This window comes from Aeromonas sp. 600276 (assembly GCF_049175815.1).
Classification (GTDB): Bacteria; Pseudomonadota; Gammaproteobacteria; order Enterobacterales; family Aeromonadaceae; genus Aeromonas; species Aeromonas dhakensis.
In genome coordinates this window covers 23,138-43,565 of sequence record NZ_JAAKVU010000009.1, presented here as the reverse complement: position 1 = coordinate 43,565, position 20,428 = coordinate 23,138, and the positions used below count along the sequence as shown (strand labels likewise).

The 20,428-nt window shown below is 63.5% G+C and carries 15 protein-coding genes and 1 tRNA gene; 6 read left to right on the top strand and 10 right to left on the bottom strand.

Features of this window, described 5'->3' with window-relative positions; genetic code table 11:
* Window positions 1–71: 71 nt before the first annotated feature.
* From glpC to G5134_RS10875, 4 genes are all read right to left on the bottom strand, one after another.
* Window positions 72–1,274 (bottom strand): anaerobic glycerol-3-phosphate dehydrogenase subunit GlpC, encoded by a 1,203-nt coding sequence (gene glpC, locus G5134_RS10890; RefSeq protein ID WP_421232001.1) that lies wholly within the window; start codon window positions 1,272–1,274, stop codon window positions 72–74.
* Between the two features lie 51 nt (window positions 1,275–1,325).
* Window positions 1,326–2,606, bottom strand: a complete 1,281-nt coding sequence (gene glpB, locus G5134_RS10885) for a glycerol-3-phosphate dehydrogenase subunit GlpB (RefSeq protein ID WP_421232000.1) — start codon at window positions 2,604–2,606, stop codon at window positions 1,326–1,328.
* Window positions 2,596–4,275 carry an anaerobic glycerol-3-phosphate dehydrogenase subunit A gene (gene glpA / locus G5134_RS10880; protein WP_408844348.1) on the bottom strand — a complete coding sequence of 560 codons (1,680 nt, stop codon included), beginning with the start codon at window positions 4,273–4,275 and terminating at the stop codon, window positions 2,596–2,598. Before glpA ends, glpB begins: the two co-directional genes overlap by 11 nt.
* 193 nt (window positions 4,276–4,468) lie before the next feature.
* Entirely contained in the window at window positions 4,469–4,924 is a 456-nt protein-coding gene (locus G5134_RS10875) for a YchJ family protein (RefSeq protein WP_421231999.1), read from the bottom strand.
* 131 nt (window positions 4,925–5,055) lie between these two features.
* Here G5134_RS10875 and G5134_RS10870 point away from each other — a divergent pair, with 131 nt between their 5' ends.
* From G5134_RS10870 to G5134_RS10855, 4 genes are all read left to right on the top strand, one after another.
* Window positions 5,056–6,723 carry a methyl-accepting chemotaxis protein gene (locus G5134_RS10870; protein WP_421231998.1) on the top strand — a complete coding sequence of 556 codons (1,668 nt, stop codon included), beginning with the start codon at window positions 5,056–5,058 and terminating at the stop codon, window positions 6,721–6,723.
* A gap of 131 nt (window positions 6,724–6,854) precedes the next feature.
* The gene (locus G5134_RS10865; protein WP_005300317.1) at window positions 6,855–8,066 is read left to right on the top strand and encodes an ROK family transcriptional regulator; all 1,212 of its coding nucleotides are present in this window, start codon (window positions 6,855–6,857) and stop codon (window positions 8,064–8,066) included.
* A complete protein-coding gene (locus G5134_RS10860; RefSeq protein ID WP_279450971.1) occupies window positions 8,063–9,646 on the top strand; it encodes a sensor histidine kinase in 1,584 nt (527 codons plus the stop codon). Before G5134_RS10865 ends, G5134_RS10860 begins: the two co-directional genes overlap by 4 nt.
* Entirely contained in the window at window positions 9,647–10,312 is a 666-nt protein-coding gene (locus G5134_RS10855) for a response regulator (RefSeq protein WP_279450970.1), read from the top strand.
* Window positions 10,313–10,390: 78 nt separating this feature from the next.
* Here G5134_RS10855 and G5134_RS10850 read toward each other — a convergent pair whose 3' ends face one another.
* The 6 genes from G5134_RS10850 to G5134_RS10825 all read right to left on the bottom strand — a co-directional run bounded on the left by G5134_RS10850 (window position 10,391) and on the right by G5134_RS10825 (window position 17,880).
* Window positions 10,391–11,923 (bottom strand): tripartite tricarboxylate transporter permease, encoded by a 1,533-nt coding sequence (locus G5134_RS10850; RefSeq protein WP_139707256.1) that lies wholly within the window; start codon window positions 11,921–11,923, stop codon window positions 10,391–10,393.
* Window positions 11,924–11,932: 9 nt separating this feature from the next.
* Window positions 11,933–12,394, bottom strand: a complete 462-nt coding sequence (locus G5134_RS10845; RefSeq protein WP_065017713.1) for a tripartite tricarboxylate transporter TctB family protein — start codon at window positions 12,392–12,394, stop codon at window positions 11,933–11,935.
* 42 nt (window positions 12,395–12,436) lie between these two features.
* On the bottom strand, window positions 12,437–13,402 hold the full coding sequence (locus G5134_RS10840; protein ID WP_029301042.1) for a tripartite tricarboxylate transporter substrate binding protein: 966 nt from the start codon (window positions 13,400–13,402) through the stop codon (window positions 12,437–12,439).
* Window positions 13,403–13,632: 230 nt separating this feature from the next.
* Complete coding sequence (locus G5134_RS10835) at window positions 13,633–15,147, bottom strand: lytic transglycosylase F (protein WP_065017712.1); 1,515 nt, start codon at window positions 15,145–15,147, stop codon at window positions 13,633–13,635.
* Between the two features lie 197 nt (window positions 15,148–15,344).
* Window positions 15,345–17,030 (bottom strand): aspartate:alanine antiporter, encoded by a 1,686-nt coding sequence (locus G5134_RS10830; RefSeq protein WP_010634129.1) that lies wholly within the window; start codon window positions 17,028–17,030, stop codon window positions 15,345–15,347.
* Between the two features lie 774 nt (window positions 17,031–17,804).
* A tRNA-Asn gene (locus tag G5134_RS10825) sits at window positions 17,805–17,880 on the bottom strand.
* 135 nt (window positions 17,881–18,015) lie between these two features.
* Here G5134_RS10825 and uvrB point away from each other — a divergent pair.
* Both uvrB and G5134_RS10815 read left to right on the top strand, forming a co-directional pair.
* Complete coding sequence (uvrB, locus tag G5134_RS10820; protein ID WP_421231997.1) at window positions 18,016–20,028, top strand: excinuclease ABC subunit UvrB; 2,013 nt, start codon at window positions 18,016–18,018, stop codon at window positions 20,026–20,028.
* Entirely contained in the window at window positions 20,025–20,294 is a 270-nt protein-coding gene (locus tag G5134_RS10815) for a YkvA family protein (protein ID WP_065017710.1), read from the top strand. The genes uvrB and G5134_RS10815 overlap by 4 nt, the downstream gene beginning before the upstream one ends.
* Window positions 20,295–20,428: the final 134 nt, after the last annotated feature.

Genomic DNA, 20,428 nt, shown 5'->3' with positions numbered 1-20,428 from the left:
CTTTTTCCATCTGGTATTTGCTTGTCGGCCTTTTTGCCGAGCGGGCTGTCTGGCTGGGCGTGGCAAGAGGATCAGGCCAGTGCCTGGGCCAGCAGGTGGATGGGGTGTTCGCAGCGGAACGCCGTGCTCATCTCGATCTGCCATTTGCAGGTTTCGCAGTCGGTGATGACCAGATCGGGCTTGAGCCGGTTTATCTGATCAAACAGCCCCTCGCCGATGGCCTGGCTGGTCTGGTAGTTTTCCGACTTGAAGCCGTAGGTGCCGGCGATGCCGCAGCACTGGGAGTCCAGCACCGTCACCTTGACGCCAGGGATGGCGCGCAGCAGCTCCAGGGTATAGATGACGCCCCCCATCTTCTCCATGTGGCAGGGGGTGTGGTAGGCGATGTGCAGATTGAGCGGTTTCATCGCCGGCTTGTTGCCCTGGTAGAACTCGTTCCACAGGAAGCGGGTCACCAGCGAGATGCGATCGCGCACCTTGTGGTTGTCCTGCTCCAGCAGGTGGGGATATTCGTCGCGCAGGGTGAAGCCGCAGGTGGAGGAGGTGGCCAGTAGCGGCATCTCGTTGCCGAGCAGGGTGTTCTCCAGCTGCTTGATGTTGAAGGCCGCCTGCTGCTTGGCCTTGTCCATGAAGCCGTTGGCAATCAATGGCACGCCGCAGCACTTCTCCCGCTCCAGCAGCTGGACGCCGATGTTCATGGCGTTGAGCACCTGTACCAGCTCCTTGCCGAGTTGCGGGTGGTTGTAGTTGACGTAGCAGCCGTGGAAGTAGGCGATCTGGCGCGCAAAGCGGGCCTGACTCGCTTTCTGCTTTTTGTACCAGCCGCGGAAGGTGCCCTGGGAGTATTTGGGCAGATCGCGGTGGGAGGAGACCCCCAGCGCCTTGTCCAGTACCAGCTTCATCGGCTTGAGGCCGGTGGTGAAGTTGACCACCGGGGCCATCAGGGTGGACATGCTGCCCATCAGATCGGTGTGGGAGAGCACGAATTCGCGGATCCCCGGTTTGAAGCCGCTGTACTGGTGCTTGGCCTTGGCGATGATGTCGCCGATGCGCACCCCGCTCGGGCAGGCTACCTCGCAGCGCTTGCAGTTGGTGCAGTACTTGAGGGCGCTGTCAAAGAGCTCCGGGCTCTTGATGCGCAGCCGCTCCCCATCCGGGCCCGCCTGCTTGGGGCCTGGGTAGGCCGGGTTGGCCTTGGCCACCGGGCAGTAGGCGGTACAGACGGTGCATTTGATGCACTGATCGAAGGTTTGGTTGGCATGATCCAGTAGCATGTCAGTTCTCCTCCCGTTGGGTGTGAAGGCACGGGATATGGGTCGAAATCATCATTGGGCTGAACTCAAAATGTGACCAGCGGCCTGCCAGCCGGTGGCAACCGCGACACCTGAGCCTGATCCTTCTTTTATGGGGTCATAGTGCGCCAGCACGCTGCCGGCGCCGTAGAGGTTGGTGAGCGGTTTGCCGCCACGCAGCACTCTGAGCTTGTCGTCGGTCTTGACCCCGAAACCCATGAAGGGGTGGTGGTCAAACAGGCGGCGGCCGGCCCAGGCATCGCGCTCGGGCAGGCTCAGCACATCGGCGTTGAAGATGGGCTCACGAATGCCGCGCAGGCGCGACTCCAGCCCGCGGCTGAAGAAGCTGCCGGAGGCGAGTACAAAGTTATCCGCTTCAAAGAGTTGATCGTCGCCATTCTGGCTGTGCACGCCGATGACCCGGTTACCGTCATAGCGGGCGCCCAGCACCCGCTCGCTGGTGAGGAAGGTGCCGCCAAGGGCCATGAAGCGGCGCTTGAGCGCCTCCTGCATCCGCATGCCGATAAGCGACGGCGGCATGGTGGCCACCTCCTTGATGATGCAGCCGGCGCGCTGCTCCAGCTCCGTCAGGCGCGGGCCGACCAGCCCCAGTGACAGGCAGGCGGGCAGCACCAGGTGGCGGCAGCGCGGCTCGCCGCTCTCCTGCACCATGCGGCTGATCTCGCGGGCCAGATCCGTCAGCAGGTCATGCTGGCCATTGCCCTGCTTGTCAAACAGGCGGGCGATGTCGGCGGAGCGAAACTCGTGGGGATTGCGGCTGAACTCGGCCAGCTGGGGCAGGCGAATTTCCCCGGTCAGGATGCGGCAGTGGGCGAAGCGCGCGTGGGTCGCGAGATTCGCCGCCGCGAGCTCGGGGTGGAAGTCGCGAAATCCCTCCAGGGTGGCCAGCAGGATGGCGTCGGGGGCCGGTGCATCGGTCACGCAGGCGCAGGTGTCGGGGGAGAGCCAGGTAGATTTCAGGGTGCCGATGGGGGTCAGCCGCTGGTGGTTGCGTTCCTGGCGAAACAGCGGCAAGCCCTGGGCGGCGCAGTGGCGCTGCAGATCATCGAGGCTCGCCGCGATATGGGCCAGTCCCACCTTGCTGTAGGGGTGTTCGGGGTTGGCGGCCATAAAGGCGGGCAGGGCGGTGCGGGGATCTCCCTCGCTCTCCAGCAGATCCACCGAGCCGGAGGAGAAGTGCAGGGCGCTCTGGCCGGAGGCCATCAGCAGGGTCTTCTGGCCGGCCTCGGCCAGGCGCAGGGCCGCCGAGAGGCCCGCCATGCCGCCGCCGATAACGATGCTGTCAAATTTCATGGCTGCGCTCCTTGGTGGGATTGGTGGTGCTGGCGTCCTGCGGGAAGGGGGGCTCGGCCACCAGGTGGGGGGCCGTCCACTCGCCAAGGCCGAACAGCCCCTCGTATATCCAGTAGGTAAATTCGGCTTCGCGCAGGGCATCGCCCCACAGCACGGGGCGGGTGCCCTTGTAGCGCTCCTCCAGGAACTGGCGCAGCATGACGCAAGCCTGGCGGCCGTCGGCCTTGCCGTACTCCTGCATCAGGCCGGCGGCGCGATAGGCGCACAGCTCCCCCTGACAGGGGCCCATGCCGAGGCGAGTACGGCGGCGCAGATCCACCAGGTTGTCCACGTCGAGCTCGCGTAGGGCGTATTCGATTTCACCTGCGGTCACCATCTCGCACTCGCAGATGAGGGCGTTGGCCTTGGGATTGTCGCGGAAAAAGGCGATGACCCGCTCGCCGTGACGGTACTGGGCCGAGCCTTCGGCCGGCACCGAGAGACCGGGGGCGGAGACCTTCTCCGGATCCCGCGAGCCGGGCAGGCTCAGCTCGGCGGTGCGGCAGGGTTTGCTGTTGCCAAGCTTCTTGGCCAGCAGATCGGTGGCCCATTCGGCCATCAGCCGGTAGGTCATCAGCTTGCCGCCGGTGATGGTGTTGAAGCCCTTGAGCCCGTCACGCTCGGCGTGATCCAGCAAGACGATGCCGCGGCTGATGTTGCGGCCCGACTCGTCGCCATCCACCGCCACCAGCGGGCGAACCCCGGCATAGGCGCGCAGCAGACGGGTGCGGGCCATGATGGGGGCCAGTTTTATCCCCTCGCGCAGCAGCACCTCCACCTCTTCGGGCTCGACGGTGAGCTGGTCAATCTTGTGGTAATCGATGCGGCTCGAGGTGGTGCCGATGAGGGAGATGGTATCGCCCGGCACCAGGATATCCGCATCCGCCGGTTTGCGGCAGCGGTTGAGCACCAGCTGGTTGATGCGGTAATCCATGATGAGCAGGGAGCCCTTGGCCGGGAACATGCGGATGCCGAGATCGGCGTACTCGCAGATCTGCTGGCCCCAGATACCGGCGGCGTTGATCACCTCCTGGCACTCCACCTCGAATGCTTCACCGGTGCGGGTGTTGATGGCCTTGACCCCGTGCACTCTGTCCTGGGTGCGCAAGAGCCCAAGCACCTTGCTGTGGGTGAAGATGCGGGCGCCGTGCTCCTTGGCATCCAGTACGTTGGCGGCGGCCAGGCGGAAGGGGTCGACCGTGCCGTCCGGCACCTGGATGGCACCGATCAGCGCCGGGTTGACGTTGGGTTCGAGGCGCAGCGCATCGGCGGGATCCAGCTGGCGGGCGTCGATGCCCGCCAGGGCGCAGGCGTCCATGAAGGTATTTTGAAAATGGATGTCATCTTCCGGCAGGGTGATGAAGAGGCCGCCGGTGTCCTCGACGCAGTGGCTGGCGATCCGCTTGAGGATGCGATTCTCCTGAATGCACTCGCGGGCGGACTCCTGATCCGTCACCGCGTAGCGGGCGCCGGAGTGAAGCAGGCCATGGTTGCGGCCCGTGGTGCCGGCGGCGATGTCGTCCCGCTCAAGCAGGATGCAGTCGATGCCGCGCAGTGCGCAATCGCGCATGATGCCGGCTCCGGTGGCGCCACCCCCTATGATGACGACTTGTGTGGTTATTCTTTTCATTCTTGCCCGTCTCATCTCTTCCAGATGGTGCCAGTGTGGCCTGTCTCTGGGCAGAAATGTTTGATATGGGCCAAGTTAATGTTCGCAAACGCTCATTGGTAGGGGTGTTAATGAGCAAATCGTGATTGTTGTCACACTCTCATAACAGCAGAGGGGGCCGCTGGGCCCCCTCTGTCGACACTAGTCACGGCGCTCAGCCGCAGCACTTCTTGAACTTCTTGCCGCTGCCACAGGGACAGGGGTCGTTGCGCCCCACCCGCAGTGGCGCCGGATCCTGCTCGCCATCGGTATAGACCCAGCGCCCCTGATGGCGCACGAAACGGGATCGCTCATGGAGGCAGTGGCGCTCTTCACCCTCCATGAACCAGGCCTTGAACTCCACCATGCCAAGGGTGTCAGCGGGGCCGCCCTGGCTGGCGATGATCTCGAGCCCGTCCCATTGGGTGTCGGTTTGGGAGAGCTGCTCCGCAGTCAGATCCCCTAGATAGTCAGGGTGCCAGCTGTGTACCAGATACTCCCCCAGTCCCAGCACGAAGGCGCTGTAGCGCGAGCGCATCAGCTGCTCCGGGGTCTGGGGGGCGGCCCCCTGGTGCAGTGATCCACAGCACAAATCGAGAGAAAGAGTTGAACCGCAAGGGCATTTGTTCATGTGACTGGCCATCTGAGTCGATAGAGATAGAGGGCGGGGATTGTAGCGAAAGCAGGTCCCCGTCGACCAGCATCCTATACTGGTCTGGTAGGAACGGAACACTCATAAAAACAGCTGCAAGGATGTAAAAGATGACGCTAAAGCAGAAAATCCTGTTGTTGGGAGCCGTCCCCGTGCTCCTGATGGCCCTGGTGGTCAATCTCAGCAACTACATGATTGCAAAGAGTGATCTGGAAGCCGATCTGGTGGTGGCGCGGGAGAATGCGATCAAGGATCGCAAGGAACTGCTCAGCAGCTATCTGATGCTGGCCAAGACGGCCATCGATGCCGTCTACAGCCAGCCGGACACTCCGGCGGTGCGCAAGCAGGTGATCGAGATGCTGCGTCCGCTGCGCTACAGCAGCGATGGCTATTTTTTCGTCTACGACTTTCAGGGCACGGCGATACTCTTGCCTCCCCGTCCCGAGATGGAGGGCAAGAACCGCTGGCAGGACAAGGATGCCAAGGGCAAGCTGCTGATCCAGGAGATCGTCAAGGCGGCGCGCCAGGGGGATGGCTTCTCCGAATACTGGACCGCCAAGCCTTCCATCGGTCGGGATGCGCCCAAGCTCTCCTTCAACCTGGTGCTCGACAAGTACCAGTGGGTCATCGGCACCGGTTTCTATATCGACGACATCGACAACGAGCTGGCGGCGCTGCGTACCGTACGCGAGAGCAACATGCGTGACTCGCTGCAGAGCAGCGTGCTACTCATTCTGGTCATTCTGGGGGTGACCCTGGCCGCCACCGTGGTGATCGGCAACCGGGTCACCCGGCCGCTGGCGGACGCGGTATCGGCCCTCAACGACATCGCCGACGGGGAGGGGGATCTGACCCAGCGCCTCAAGGTACAGAGTCACGACGAGATCGGTCAGCTGGCCACCGCCTTCAACCGTTTCGTGGCACGGATCCAGTCGGTGGTGAGCCAGGTGGGGGAGACCAGCAATCATCTGTTCAGCGCGGTGGAGAAGCTGCACCACCTGAGCGAGCACTATGACCATCAGATGCATGGCCACAGCCGGGAGACGGATCAGGTGGTCACCGCGGTGACCGAGATGAGCTCCACCGCCCAGGAAGTGGCGGCCAGCGCCTCCAACGCCGCCACCGCCACCAGCGATGCGGCGCGCGAATCCGATGCGGCCCGCGGTGTGGTGGGTACCGCCATCAACAGCATCAACCGGCTGGTGGGCGAGGTGCACACCGCCTCCGGCGTCATCGAGCAGCTGGCGCAGGAGACCGCCAAGATAGGATCCGTGGTGGAGGTCATTCGCGGCATTGCCGAGCAGACCAACCTGCTGGCGCTCAACGCCGCCATCGAGGCGGCCCGGGCCGGCGAGCAGGGACGCGGCTTCGCGGTGGTGGCGGATGAAGTCCGTTCGCTGGCCGGTCGCACCCAGCAGAGCACCAAGGAGATCAACGAGATGCTGCAGCGTCTGCAGGGCGGGGTGAAACAGGCGGTTGACGTGATGCAGGCGAGCGAGGATCGCAGCCAGGAGACGGTGCAGGAGGCGAGCCACATCGCCACTTCCCTCGACAGCATGGTGATGGCGGTCAGCACCATCAACGACATGAACATCCAGATAGCCACCGCCGCCGAGGAGCAGCATGCGGTCTCCGAGGAGATCAACAAGAACCTGGTGGCCATTCAGCAGATCGTCAGCGAGCTGACCGATGCGGCGGTCGAGTCCAACAGCACCACCCGCGATCTGGCCAGCACCGGTGACAAGCTGCGCAAGCTGGTCTCCCAGTTCCGCTACTGATGGGGTTACAAGAGGGGGATATCCCTCACAAGATGCGGCCTGGCCCCCGGTTCAGGCCGCACTTTATTTGGGGATTGACCAATAATGTGTGAAAATTGGCCCCCTCTGTGTCAGCCCTTGCCCCTTACCCTATGAATGAGATCGTGAAAGGCAGTATCGATTTGATCCGTCAGCTCAACTATGGCCTGGTCTACGCCAGCCTGGAGGAGCACAAGGAGCTGTCCCGTACCGATCTCTCCCGCTTGACCGGCCTTTCGCCTGCCAGCATCACCAAGATCACCCGCGAATTGCTCGACGGCGGCCTGGTGGTCACCTGTGGCGAGAGCTCGGTGGGGCGTGGTCGCCGCCAGACCTTGCTGCGCATCAACGAGCGCCGCTTCCAGTTTCTCTCCATGCGCCTTGGCCGCGGCTATGTGGACATGGCGCTGTTCGATCTGGCCGGCCGCTCGCTTGCCCGTCATCGCCATGTCTTCAGCGAAGGGGAGCGCGCCGACCTGCTGGCCAGCCTGGTGCGGGCCATCGAGGGCTTCTTGCCCAAAAAAGCGCTGCGTCTCGCCTGCATCGCCCTCTGTCTGCCCGGGCAGGTGGAGCGCCACTCCGGCATGGTCAAGCACTTCCCCTTCTACGATCTGCGCAACTGGCCGCTCGGCCCGACCCTGCAGGAGGCCTTCGCGGTGCCGGTGCTGGTGAGCGGCGACGTGCGCACCTGGATCCAGGCCGAGCGTGAGTGGGGCGCCGCCAAGAACTGCGCCGATGCGGTGCTGGTGTTCGTGCACAACGACATCGGGGTCGGCATGGTGGTCAACGGCCAGCTCATCGAGAGCGAGAACGCGCTGCTCGGCGATCTCAGCCATCTGCAGCTCGAACCCTACGGTCAGCGCTGCTACTGCGGCGGCTTCGGCTGTGCCTGCACCCTGGTGACCAATCAGGCGCTTGAAGCCCAGTACCGGGATCTGCGCGAGCGGATGCAGGAGCACGACCTGCCCGAGAGCGTCACCATTCGCGAGCTGTGCGAGCTGGCGCTGGCGGGCAACAGCCTCTGCCAGGACATTCTCCATCAGGCGGCGGGGCGGCTCTCCCGGGTGCTCTCCAACCTCATCTGTCTGCTCAATCCGGGCAAGCTGCTGCTGGGGGGGGAAATCACCCGCGCCGATCGGCTGCTGTTTCCCATGCTGCATCAGTCGCTGGCCAGCCAACTGCCGGCCGAATACCTGGTGCGGCTGCAGATAGAATCCACCCACTTCTACGAAGATCCCACCAAGCCCACCTCGGTGCAGGTGCACAAGGCCCTGCGCGATGGCAGCCTGCTGCTCGACTTGTTGCGAGGCGACAAGGAGGCATGAAGCTGGGGTTGCAAGGACGCATCCTCCTCATGCTCTGTCTGGTCAGTCTGCTGCAGCTGGTGCTGCTGAGCGGAGCCAGTTACTACTATGTGTCCGAGCAGCGCTACCGCGAGGTGGGGGATCAGGCCCTCGACGTGGCGCGGCTGGTGGCCCGCGAGCCTGGCGTGCTGGCCGGGGTGAAGCGGGCCGACACCGCCCGCCTCAATGTGCTGGTGGAGCGGATCCGCGCCGAGGTCGGCGCCAGCTATATCGTCATCGGCGATAAGGACGCGCGCCGGCTGGTGCACCCCAATGCGGATCGCATCGGCCAGCCCATGATGGGGGATGATCCGAGGCGGGCGCTGCAGGGGGAGGCCTATATCTCCCGCGCGCAAGGGTCCCTCGGGGTCTCGGTGCGCGGCAAGAGCCCCATCCGCGATGAGCTTGGCCAGATCATCGGGGTGGTCTCGGTCGGTTATCTGGTGCGGGATATCGAGGCGGATCTGCAGGGGTTCCTGCGTTTCGGCCTTGCCATGACCCTGCTCATCGTGCTGCTCAACAGCCTGGCCGCCGCCTGGCTGGCCCGCCGTTACAAACGGGCCATCCTTGGCTTTGAGCCCGAGCAGATCGGCCGCCTCTATGCCGAACTGGACTGCACCCTGCGCAGCGTGCGCGAGGGGATCCTCACCATCGACGAGCAGGGCCGGCTCACCTCCCTCAATCCCAATGGCATCCGCCTGCTGCGCCTTGACGAACAGACGGCCCGGGCCGCCATCGGCCAGCCCGTCACCCGGCTGCTGCCGGAGAGTCGCATGCTCTCCCTGATTCAGGATCCGCGCCCGCAGTTTGACGAGGAGATAGTGCTCAACGGCCAGTCCCTCATCGTCAACCGGCTGCCGCTGGTGCGCGATGGCAAGCTGATCGGTGCAGTGTCGAGCTTTCGGCGCAAGGACGAGCTGGCCGAACTGAGTGCCCAGCTCTCCCAGGTGCAGGCCTACAGCGATCTGTTGCGGGTGCAGACCCACGAACACCACAACCAGCTCGGCACCATAGCCGGGCTCATCGAGCTCGGGGCCACCCGCGAGGCGCTTGCCTTCATCGGGCGGGAGGCGGCCACCGAGCAGAGCCTGCTCAGCTTCCTGCTGCGCGCCATCGCCAAGCCCAAGGTGGCCGGCCTGCTGCTCGGCAAATACCACAGGGCGCACGAGCTGGGGCTGGTGCTGGAGGTGGACCCGGATTCCCGCCTGCACGACATTCCCCTTCGCGTCAGCGGCTCCCAGCTGGTGACGGTACTGGGCAATCTCATCGACAATGCCTTCGAGGCGACCCGTCGCCACGGTGCCCCCTACCAGCCGGTACGGGTGGCGCTGAGCGATCTTGGCCAGGATCTCATCCTGGAGGTGGAAGACGGGGCAGGGGGGATCGATCCCGCGCTGGCGGATCGCCTGTTCGAGCGGGGGGTCAGCAGCAAGGCGGAGCCGGATCACGGTATTGGCCTCGCGCTGGTGCGCAAGACCCTGGATGCCCTGCAGGGGACCATCACCATCGAAGCCACGGCGCAGGGGAGTTGCGTCGTCTGTTACATTCCCAAGGAGGTGTGAGTGATCAAGATCCTGATCGTCGAGGATGACCCGGCCATTGCCGAGATCCACCGCCGCTTCGTGCAGCGGCTGGCGGGCTTCGAGGTGCAGGGGGTGGCGCTCACCCTGTTCGATGCCAGGGAGCAGATAGAGATCCTCAAGCCCGATCTGGTGCTGCTGGACGTCTGGCTGCCCGATGGCGAGGGCTTTGCCCTGCTGCGGGAGCTGCGCCAGGCGGGGGCTTCCCTCGACGTGATACTGCTCACCGCGGCGCGGGAGGCCAGCGCCTTGCAGGAGGCAATGCGGCTCGGGGTGGTGGATTTCATCCTCAAGCCCGTGGTGTTTGAGCGGCTGCGCGACACCCTCGACAAATATTGCCAGGACCGCGCCGCCCTGGCGGCGCTGGCCGACATCGATCAGCAGGCGGTGGACGCCCTGCTGGGGACGCCGTTGCAGCAGGTGGCGGCGGGCGGCCTGCCCAAGGGGATCGACGGGCTCACCCTGCAGCGGGTGCTGGCGGCGCTGGGATCGCAGGGAGCCAGCGCCGAGGAGATCGGTGGCCGGGTCGGTGTGAGTCGCACCACGGCGCGCCGCTATCTGGAGTTTCTGGTGGGCCAGCAGCTGGCGAGCCCGGAGCTGGAGTACGGTACCGTGGGCCGGCCGGAGCGACGTTATCGCCAGCCCTGAATGGAATAACCTCCTATCTTGTCTTGCCAATAAAAAGAGCGCCTGTCGGCGCTCTTTTGCTGTGTGGGATCCGTCAACTCAGCTCGGCTCGGATTGCAGTGTGGCGGCCGGTGCGCGGCGCGCCTGCCACCACTGCCACACCGGCAATAGCAGCATCACCAGGGTCACCAGGGTGAAGGCGAGGGTGATGGGGCGCTCCCACAGGAAGCTCAGGGAGCCGTCGTTGATCACCAGGGCTCGGCGCAAGTTGTCCTCCAGCATGCCCCCCAGGATAAAGCCGAGCAGCATGGGTGCCATCGGGAAGTCCAGCAGGCGCAGGCCGATGGCGATCAGCGCCACCAGCGCCATCACATAGATGTCCATGGTGTTGAAGGAGACCAGATAGACCCCGATCAGAGAAAACAGCAGCACCATGGGGATGAGCACGGGGCGTGGCACCTGCAGGATCTTGGCAAGATAAGGGATGAGCGGCAGATTGAGGATCAAGAGCACCACGTTGCCCAGGTACATGGAGATGATCACCGACCAGAACACATCCGGATGCTCCATGAACAGGCGCGGGCCCGGCTGGATGCCGTAGGCGATGAGGGCCCCCAGCATCAGCGCCGTGGTGCCGGAGCCTGGGATCCCCAGGGTCAGCAGCGGTACGAAGGCCCCGCTGGAGGCGGCGTTGTTGGCCGCCTCCGGCGCGGCGATGCCGGTCAGGCTGCCCTTGCCGAACTCCTCCTGCCTGCGTTTGCTGGCGAAGTTGCGCTCTGCGCCATAGGCCATGAAGGAGGCGATGGTGGCACCGGCCCCCGGCAGCACGCCGATGAGAAAACCCATCACCGAGGAGCGGGCGATGGGGGGCGCTATTTCTTTGACCTCGTCCCTGCTCAGCTTGAGGGAGCCGAGCTGCTGGATCTTGCGCGCCTCCTCCTTGCTGGTGTCCTTGCCCGGGCGCAGCACCGTCATCAGGATCTCCGCCAGAGCAAAGGTGGCCATGGCCAGCAGCAGGAAGGAGAAACCGTCACGCAAGTCCGGCAGGCCGAAGGTGAACCTGTCCACCCCGACGCTGCGGTCGATGCCGACGGTGGAGAGCATGATGCCGAACAGCGCCATGATCAGCGCCTTGAGCACCTGGCCCTTGCCGGCAAAGGCCGCCACCGCCGAGAGCCCCAGCACCATGAGGGCGAAGTAGTCCGCCGACTGGAACGAGAGGGAGACCTTGGCCAGCAGCGGCGCCGCCACCATCAGGAAGATGGCCGACAGGGTGCCGCCGGTGAAGGAGGCGTAGGCGGCGATGGCCAGCGCCTTGCCCGCCTGCCCCTTGCAGGCCAGCGGATAGCCGTCGATGGCGGTGATCATGCTGGCGGAGCAGCCCGGGGTGTTGATCAGGATGGAGGAGGTGGAGCCGCCGAACATGGAGCCGTAATAGACCCCAGCCATCAAAATGATACCGGAGGCGGGATCCAGCCCGTAGGTGATGGGGATCATCAGGGCGATGGCGGTGACGGGCCCAAGGCCCGGCAGCATGCCAATGAAGGTGCCGACGAAACAGCCGACGATCACCATGAAGATATTGATGGGCATCATGGCGGTGCCCAGTCCTTGCAAAATGCCGTCTAACATGTGTTCTCCTTATCCCAGCAACTGGGTGAACAGCCGGCCCGGCTCGAGGTAGACGTTGAGCCCCTTGGTGAGCAGGGCCCAGAAGATGAGGGTGAACGGCAGGCTCACCTTGCAGGTGAAAGCGAGGCTCTGCTCGCCCATCAGCCGGATCCCGCCGATGAGAAACAGGGTGGTGGCGACCAGAAAGCCGAGCCAGCCAAGAGCCAGGCCGTAGGCCAGCATCAGCAGCAGCAGGGCGAACACCAGCCGCCAGTTGCCGCTCTCCCGCTGCAGCCGCTCGCCGCCCGGAAAGCAGATCAGCAGCAGGGAGAGCAGGGCGCCGGCGCCGGCCAGGGCATAGGGCAGGGTGCTGGCGGTGAAGGGTTCATATTCGTCCCCGGGGTAGCCGGGGATCTGGGTGGCGTGATAGCCGTAGGCGAGGGAGAGCAGCAAAAACAGCAGCCCCCCGAGTCGTTCCTTGGTCAAATGCATGGGATGACTCCGATGGGCGGGCCAGGCCCGCCGACAGTGGGATTACTTGATGAAGCCGAGTTCGCGCATCAGGCCGCCGATCTGCTGCTCCTGCTGGATCAGAAAGGCGGTGAACTCGGGGCCGGCCTGATAGAGATTGGTCCAGTTGTTGCGGGCGCGGACCGTCTCCCACTCCGGCTTGTCATACATCTGCTTGAGCAGGGCGGCGAATTCAGCCGACTTGTCGGCGCTGACGGCGGGGGAGGCGAAATAGCCGCGCCAGTTGGCAAAGACCGTGGGGTTGCCCTGTTCACTGAAGGTGGGTACCTCGCTCGCATCCGGCATCCGCGTCGGGGCCGTCATGCCGAGGATCCGCATCTGGCCCGACTTGACCGCCTCCATCGCCTCGCCAAAGCCGGTGGAGAGCACCTGGGTTTCTCCTGCCAACACCGCCGCCATGGCGCTGCCACCGGCGTCATAGGCCACGTAGCGCAGCTTGCCGGCATCGGCCCCGGCATTCTTGAAGGTCATGGCCGCCACCAGATGATCCAGGCTGCCACGGGCGGAGCCGCCGGCAATCTTCACCTTGGCGGGATTCTCCTGATAGGCGGCCAGCAGCTGGGGCCAGCTTTGGTAGGGGGAGTCCAGCGGTACGGCCAGAGCCTGGTAGTCGGCGATGATGGCGGCCACCGGGGTGAGATCCCGGAACGATTGCGGCAGCTCCTTGGAGAGGGATTTGACGATGATGGGGGTGGAGTTGACCATCAGGGTCTTGTCGGACTGGGCCGAGGTCTCGATGAGGTGAGCTATGGCCTTGGCACCGCCACCGGCCGAGATGTTCTGGTAGGAGGCGGTGGTGATGAGGCCGGATTTGGTCAGTGCCTCGCCGGTGCCGCGGGCGGTGTTGTCCCAGCCGCCGCCGGCGCCGCCAGGAATGAGGAAGTGGATTTCGTCGATCTTGGCCTGGGCGCCGAGGCTGGCGCCCAGCAGGCAGCAGAGCAACGTGCGTTTGAGGGTTCCTTGCAACATGGTGTTCTCCTTGTGATTGTTGCTGGAAGGTTAATTAATTGTGATTGGTCGGCAAACAATCTGACCGTAATGGCTATTAAGGCTGTTGTGGTCATTGTGTTCATTCTGGTCACGATGGGGTGAGGCTGGGCCATGACGGGGCTGAAGGAGGTCAGGATGGTACTGCGGTGACGGCTGAAAAGGCGCGCGGCTCCCCATCTGACGGGAGCCTCGCGAAAGAGAGAGCTGACTTATCCCTGTGATGCGGGGGCGGCGGAGACCTGGTTGCCGCTGGCACCCTGCTGCTTGATGGCCTCGCTCGCCTGCTGCTTGCGCTGCAACTGCTCCACTACCAGCTTGTAGGCGATGTAGTACTTGTAGATGTTGCCCACGTAGGTCACGGTCTCGGGCCCTATCTTCTCCGCCGCCACGTACTCGACGTTGTGAAACCAGACGTTGGGATCCAGTCCTCGTTTCTTGGCCTCGGTGCGCAGCCGTGCCACCCGGGCGGGACCGGCATTGTAGGAGGCGAACGAGAAGAGCGCCTTGTCGAGGGCGGTCATGGGCTCGTCCGCATAGTAGTGGTCGATCATCCAGCGCATGTATTTGACGCCGCCATGGATATTGGGCTCAAGCTGGCGGATGTCGCCCACCTTCAGGCCCTTGCCGGTGGCGGGCATGATCTGCATGATGCCGATGGCGCCGACGTGGCTGCGCGCCTGATGGTTGAGGGCCGACTCCTGATAGCCCTGGGCTGCCATCAGCAGCCAGTCCACCTCGTATTTCTCGCCATACGCGCGAAACAGATCCACCACCTGCAGAAACTTCTTGCGCTCGGCCTCGGCGGCGGCGCTCTTGACGAACTTGTTCTGCTTGAGATAACGGGCGAGGAGCTCGTCCCCGGTCGCTTTGCCGCGCAGCGCCTTGATCTGTTCGTTGAGCATGGCCAGCAGTTGCGGGCTCTCCTTGCGCACCGCCCAGGCGATGACGCCCCCTTGCCGGAACACCGGCTGTTCATGGATCCGGATGGCGGGAAAGATCTTCTGCCAGAAGCGAGCCTTGTGCTCGTCCATGACGATGAAAGGGAGCAGGCCGGCGTTGACCATCTCCACCAGATCTTCGTCCTCCAGTGCCTCGGGGGCCGGCTGAATGTCGATGAGCGGCTCTCCCGCCGCCTTGCGCGCCTGGTTGTAGGCCATGAGGCTCTCGAAGTAGCTGGAGGAGGGGCGCACGTAGATGCGCTGGCCGGCCAGGTCGGCGGCACTTTCCACCTTGGGGGAGAGGGGGCCGGAGATGAGCAGCTCCCGCACGTTGTCGAGCAGGGGAGCGGTGAATGCCACGCCCTGCTCCTTGCGCTTGTCCGTGATGGTGAGGTTGGCGGCGGCGATGTCACCCTTGCCCGCGATGAGGGCATCCAGCAGGGCTTCGCGTGCCACCGGGATGAAGATCAGGTGCAGCTTGAGATGGCGCTTGAGGTTCTTTTGCTTGCGCAACTGCTCGTTGAGCCGCTTCTCCAGCAACATGAAGGCGTCATAGGTGACGCCCCGCTGTATCCCCTTGTCGATGAAGTAACCTGTCTTGTTGTAGGTGGTGAGCACCCGGATGGAGCGCCGTGCCAGCATGGCATCGAGATCGCCAAGCTGGGGCTGGGCCAGCTGGTCGCTGTTGAACGTCAGTGCGGCCGGCTCGGTGTCGGCCTGCGCTGGCGTTGCGGCCTGCAGCGGGCCGCATAGCAGTCCGCACAGGAGGATCCATAACCGCGTCATGATACTGCCCTCGTCTGTTTCATTGAGTGTAAGCGGCATGGGGCGGGCGCTTTAGCTCATTGGGTTTGCTCGGCGGGGGGTGGATAGCACCATAGGCCCTATCCGATGAAGGGACAGGCGAGCGGGGAAGTGGGGAACAGAGCAGAGAATAAAAAGGGGAGCCTCAGTGGCTCCCCTTTGACGACACTTGGTCGGCGCTAGAACCAGAAGCCGATGATGAAGGAACCCGCCAGGGTCAGCATGACGTTGGCCACCGCATAGGTGCCGGCATAGCCGAGCGCCGGGATGGAGCTGTTGGCCGCCTCGTTCACCACGTCCATGGCCGGGGCGCAGGTACGGGCCCCGGTGATGGCGCCGAGCAGCAGGGCCGGGTTCATCTTCAGCACCCAGACGCCGAACAGATAGCCCACCAGCACCGGCAAGGTGGTCACCAGCATGCCGGAGAAAAGCACCACCATCCCCACTTCGCTCAGGTGATCCAGGATGCCGCCACCGGCTTTGAGGCCGGTGCTCACCATGAAGACGGCAAGGCCGAGATCCTTGGCCAGACGCAGGGCGCCCGGCGGCACATAACCCACAGTGGGGTGGTTGGCGCGCAGGTAGCCCATCAGGATCCCCGCCAGCAGCAGGCCGACGGCGTTGCCGAGGCCAAACTCCAGCTGGCCGAACACCAGCGAGACGGAGCCAATCAACAGACCCAGCACGAAGAAGGTGGTGAAGGCCACCAGGTCCGTGGTCTGGCTGTGAATGCTGATGAAGCCGATCTTGTTGGCCAGCAGCTTGACCCGCTGCTTCTCGCCGCTGATCTGCAGCACGTCGCCCTTTTGCAGCATGATGTTGCGATCAAAGGGCATCTCGATCTGGGAGCGCACCACCCGGTTGAGGAAGCAGCCCTTCTCGGTGAGGTTGAGCTCCACCAGATGGCGACCCACCACAGCGTCGTTTTTCACCACTATCTCTTCGGTGACGATCTGCAGGTCAAGCAGGTTGCGGTCGAACACCTCCTTGCCGTTGCGGTAGTTGACGTCGAGCTTCTCGTGACTCTCGGGGTAGCCCACCAGGGCGATCTCGTCCCCTTCCTGGATGACGGCGTCACCATCCGGACTCGCCAGGATGCCGTTGCGGCGGATCCGCTCCACGTAGCAGCCGGTGTGAGGATAGATGCCGGTCTCGCGCAGGGTGCGACCCCCGATCCAGGCCGCCAGCTCGGGGCCGACCCGGTAGGCGCGGATGATGGGCAGGTAGGTCTTGCGGCTCTCGTTGTCGGAGAGACCGCGCTCGCGGGCGATCTTCTGCGCCTCGGTGTTGAGGTCGAGCCGTGCCAGCGAGGGGAGGTAGCGCACCACCATCATCAGGCCCACCAGTCCTACCAGGTAAGTCAGGGCATAGCCGATGCCCATGTTGTCGAGCACCGACTGCATGTCGGTTTGATGGGGGAGGTTGAGCAGGCCGCTGCGCAGGGCATCCTGGGCCCCCACCAGCGCCGGGGTCGAGGTGAGCGAACCGGCCAGGATGCCGGCGGCCATGCCCGGCCCCAGGTTGAAGAACTTGGCCAGTCCCACGGTAAGGAAGAGGGCGGTCAGCAGGATCACCAGGGTCAGGGTGATGTAGTGGATGCCGTCGCGCAGGAAGACGCTGAAGAAGTGCGGCCCCGCTTCGATCCCCACGCAGAAGATGAACAGCATGAAGCCGACGTTCTCCGTGGTGGTGCTGAATTCGAAGCCCATCTGGCCGAACAGCAGGGCGGTGAACAACACGCCTATGGTGTTGCCTATCTGAAAGTTGCCGACCCTGACTTTGCCGAGCAGCAGGCCGAAGGCCAGTACCACGAACAGCAGCAGGGAGTCGCTTTGATGTAGCAGTGTCACGAAATCTATGGTCATGCCCGGAAAAACCGAGGAAAAAAGTGGGGCCGACATTGTGCCGGATCCCTCACCAATAAAGAAGCGTCAAAGGCGCATTAATCGGTACTAACCCGCCACCGTCCTCGGGGTCATGAGGGTAACTGGGGGGCACCTGCGGCAATGACCTCTATTTCTCTCTGCCAGCCCCGCTGTCAATTAGTGATTCCTGCTATCTGTGATCCTCGTCTTTGGGGGCCGCTTGAAATTTTACGCTCTGCTGTTTGGTTGGTCGATTTGGCTCTCTGGCAGCATTTTTGACTGATGGGGATGGGATGAGTCTGGCGGTTGGTCGCGACCCGCCCGTGCAGGGTGACCCATCTGTGGCGGGATGGCGAAAAGATATCTGTAAAAAGCATCTGATGGGGGCACTGGAGACCCATTCGGGGGGCGCGGCAAAAACAGCAGAAAATGAGGTTGGCGAGTCAAACGTGCCAGTCTTGCCGGCAATGGCCTGCCAGCCTAGGCCGTCATTGGCTTTGGCCTACTTACCCACAGAAACTGTGGATAACCCTGTTTATGAAACTTGGTGATCAGGCTGTAGCCCGCGCCAATACTGGGCTGCAAGGACTGTTCGAAAAATACCGGAAAAAGATTGTTTCTATAAAAATCAAATAGTTACGCGCAGCAGAACAAAACGCTGTCGAGGCGGATGGGGGAGAAAAAGGGAGAGGTCACCGCAGGGTACGGCTTGTGCATTAAAATTGGTAGAGGAAAGCACTAAAGTGGATAACTTGCACCGAGATGGTGAGGAATTGGCTCCCCCGACTGGACTTGAACCAGTGACATACGGATTAACAGTCCGCCGTTCTACCGACTGAACTACGGGGGAACATCAGGCAAGGAGGAGCATCATACAGAGGTCGCATTTCGAGGTCAATAGCCGCTTCTGCTGCCAGAGTGGATACCCAGGCCACCCCATCTCGGAGTACACTTCTGCTCTTGCGTATTTTTGCCTGGAGTCGTCATGAGCAAGTTATTCAAGCTGGCCAGCCAGTTTCAACCCGCCGGGGATCAGCCGAGGGCCATCGCCCAGCTGCTCGACGGCATCGAGTCTGGCCTCGCCCATCAGACCCTGCTCGGGGTGACCGGTTCGGGCAAGACCTTCACCATGGCCAACGTCATCGCGACCCTCAACCGTCCCACCATGATCCTGGCTCCCAACAAGACCCTGGCAGCCCAGCTCTATGGGGAGATGAAGGAGTTCTTCCCCGACAACGCGGTGGAGTATTTCGTCTCTTATTACGACTACTACCAGCCCGAGGCCTATGTGCCGACCACCGACACCTTCATCGAGAAGGATGCCTCCATCAACGATCACATCGAGCAGATGCGGCTGTCGGCCACCAAGGCGCTGCTGGAGCGGCGCGACGTGGTGATCGTCGCCTCGGTGTCGGCCATCTACGGCCTGGGGGATCCGCAGGCCTACCTCAGCATGATGCTGCACCTCAAAGTGGGGGACGTGATCAACCAGCGGGACATATTGCGCCGCCTCGCCGAGCTGCAGTACACCCGCAACGACATGGCCTTCCAGCGCGGCACCTTCCGGGTAAGGGGGGAGGTGATGGACATCTATCCCGCCGAGTCGGACAAGCTGGCCCTGCGGGTAGAGCTGTTTGACGAAGAGGTGGAGCGGCTCTCCCTGTTCGATCCGCTGACCGGCGCCATCGAGCAGACGGTGGTGCGCTACACCATCTACCCCAAGACCCACTACGCCACCCCGCGCGAGACCATCCTGGGGGCCATCGAGCACATCAAGGAGGAGCTCAAGGGGCGGCGCGAGCAGCTGTTGTCCCTCAACAAGCTGGTGGAAGAGCAGCGCATCAGCCAGCGCACCCAGTTCGACATGGAGATGATGCAGGAGCTGGGTTACTGCTCCGGCATCGAGAACTACAGCCGCTACCTCTCCGGCCGCGCGCCGGGGGAGCCGCCACCTACCCTGTTTGACTATCTGCCGGGGGACGGCCTGCTCATCATCGACGAATCCCACGTTACCGTGCCGCAGATCGGCGCCATGTTCAAAGGGGACAGATCCCGCAAGGAGACCCTGGTGGAGTACGGCTTCCGGCTGCCGTCGGCACTGGACAACCGGCCGCTCAAGTTCGACGAGTTCGAGGCCCTGATGCCGCAGACGGTGTTCGTGTCGGCGACTCCCGGTCCCTACGAGCTGGAGAAGTCCGGCGGCGATGTGGTGCAGCAGGTGGTGCGCCCCACCGGTCTGCTTGACCCCGAAGTGGAAGTGCGGCCGGTCAGCACCCAGGTGGACGATCTGCTCTCCGAAATCCGCAAGCGGGTGGCGGTGGAGGAGCGGGTGCTGGTCACCACCCTCACCAAGCGGATGGCGGAGGACTTGACCGAATACCTGGCGGATCACGAGGTGCGGGTGCGTTATCTGCACTCCGACATCGACACCGTCGAGCGGGTGGAGATCATTCGCGATCTGCGCCTTGGCAAGTTCGACGTGCTGGTGGGGATCAACCTGTTGCGGGAGGGGCTCGATATGCCGGAGGTCTCGTTGGTGGCGATCCTGGATGCGGATAAAGAGGGTTTCCTGCGCTCCACCCGCTCCCTTATCCAGACCATTGGCCGGGCGGCACGCAACCTCAACGGCAAGGTGATCCTCTACGGGGATACCATCACCAACTCCATGCAGGTGGCGATTGAAGAGACCGAGCGGCGCCGCGCCCTGCAGCACGCCCACAACCTGGAGCACGGCATCACGCCGAAGGGGCTCAACAAGTCCATCGGCGATGTGATGGACATGGGGGGCAGCCGCACCGCGGGCAAGGCCGGCAAGGGGTGCCGCAAGGCCGCCGAGCCGCAAGGGGAGTACCACGCCCGCTCCGCCAGCGAGATCAGCAAGGAGATCAAGCGGATGGAAGAGCAGATGTTCCAGCATGCACGGGATCTGGAGTTCGAGCAGGCGGCTGCGCTGCGAGACCAGATCCAGCGGCTGCGCAACGAGTTGATCGAGAGTTGAGTGCCTTGCCGGGTGCCCGACGCTGGCTGATCTGGCGGCGTCTGCGCCGCCTCTATCGGGGTTTTCGTCACCCCGATACCCCCTGGTGGGCCAGGGGGCTGGTGATCCTGGTCCTGCTCTACGGCATCAGCCCGCTGGATCTCATTCCCGATGTGGTGCCATTCGTTGGCTGGCTCGACGATGCGACCCTGCTGCTTATTCTGCTGTGGGGTTGGGAGCGTTGCCTGCCGCCGCAGGTGCGCCACGAGCTGGAGGTAAAGCAGTAAGTTACTGTCTCTGCCACCATTTTCCCGCTTGATGAATAAGCCTGGGCGGGCGATGCAGCAGGAAAAACAGTTTCATTTGGCTGAGGGGGTTGCGGGCTTAAAAAGAGGCCGGCCCAGCGATTGTGGGCCGACTG

Coding starts and splice junctions, on each gene's coding strand:
- glpC (WP_421232001.1), bottom strand. CDS start 1,274: ATGCTACTGGATCATGCCAACCAAACCTTCGATCAGTGCATCAAATGC.
- glpB (WP_421232000.1), bottom strand. CDS start 2,606: ATGAAATTTGACAGCATCGTTATCGGCGGCGGCATGGCGGGCCTCTCG.
- glpA (WP_408844348.1), bottom strand. CDS start 4,275: ATGAAAAGAATAACCACACAAGTCGTCATCATAGGGGGTGGCGCCACC.
- G5134_RS10875 (WP_421231999.1), bottom strand. CDS start 4,924: ATGAACAAATGCCCTTGCGGTTCAACTCTTTCTCTCGATTTGTGCTGT.
- G5134_RS10870 (WP_421231998.1), top strand. CDS start 5,056: ATGACGCTAAAGCAGAAAATCCTGTTGTTGGGAGCCGTCCCCGTGCTC.
- G5134_RS10865 (WP_005300317.1), top strand. CDS start 6,855: ATGAATGAGATCGTGAAAGGCAGTATCGATTTGATCCGTCAGCTCAAC.
- G5134_RS10860 (WP_279450971.1), top strand. CDS start 8,063: ATGAAGCTGGGGTTGCAAGGACGCATCCTCCTCATGCTCTGTCTGGTC.
- G5134_RS10850 (WP_139707256.1), bottom strand. CDS start 11,923: ATGTTAGACGGCATTTTGCAAGGACTGGGCACCGCCATGATGCCCATC.
- G5134_RS10845 (WP_065017713.1), bottom strand. CDS start 12,394: ATGCATTTGACCAAGGAACGACTCGGGGGGCTGCTGTTTTTGCTGCTC.
- G5134_RS10840 (WP_029301042.1), bottom strand. CDS start 13,402: ATGTTGCAAGGAACCCTCAAACGCACGTTGCTCTGCTGCCTGCTGGGC.
- G5134_RS10835 (WP_065017712.1), bottom strand. CDS start 15,147: ATGACGCGGTTATGGATCCTCCTGTGCGGACTGCTATGCGGCCCGCTG.
- G5134_RS10830 (WP_010634129.1), bottom strand. CDS start 17,030: ATGACCATAGATTTCGTGACACTGCTACATCAAAGCGACTCCCTGCTG.
- uvrB (WP_421231997.1), top strand. CDS start 18,016: ATGAGCAAGTTATTCAAGCTGGCCAGCCAGTTTCAACCCGCCGGGGAT.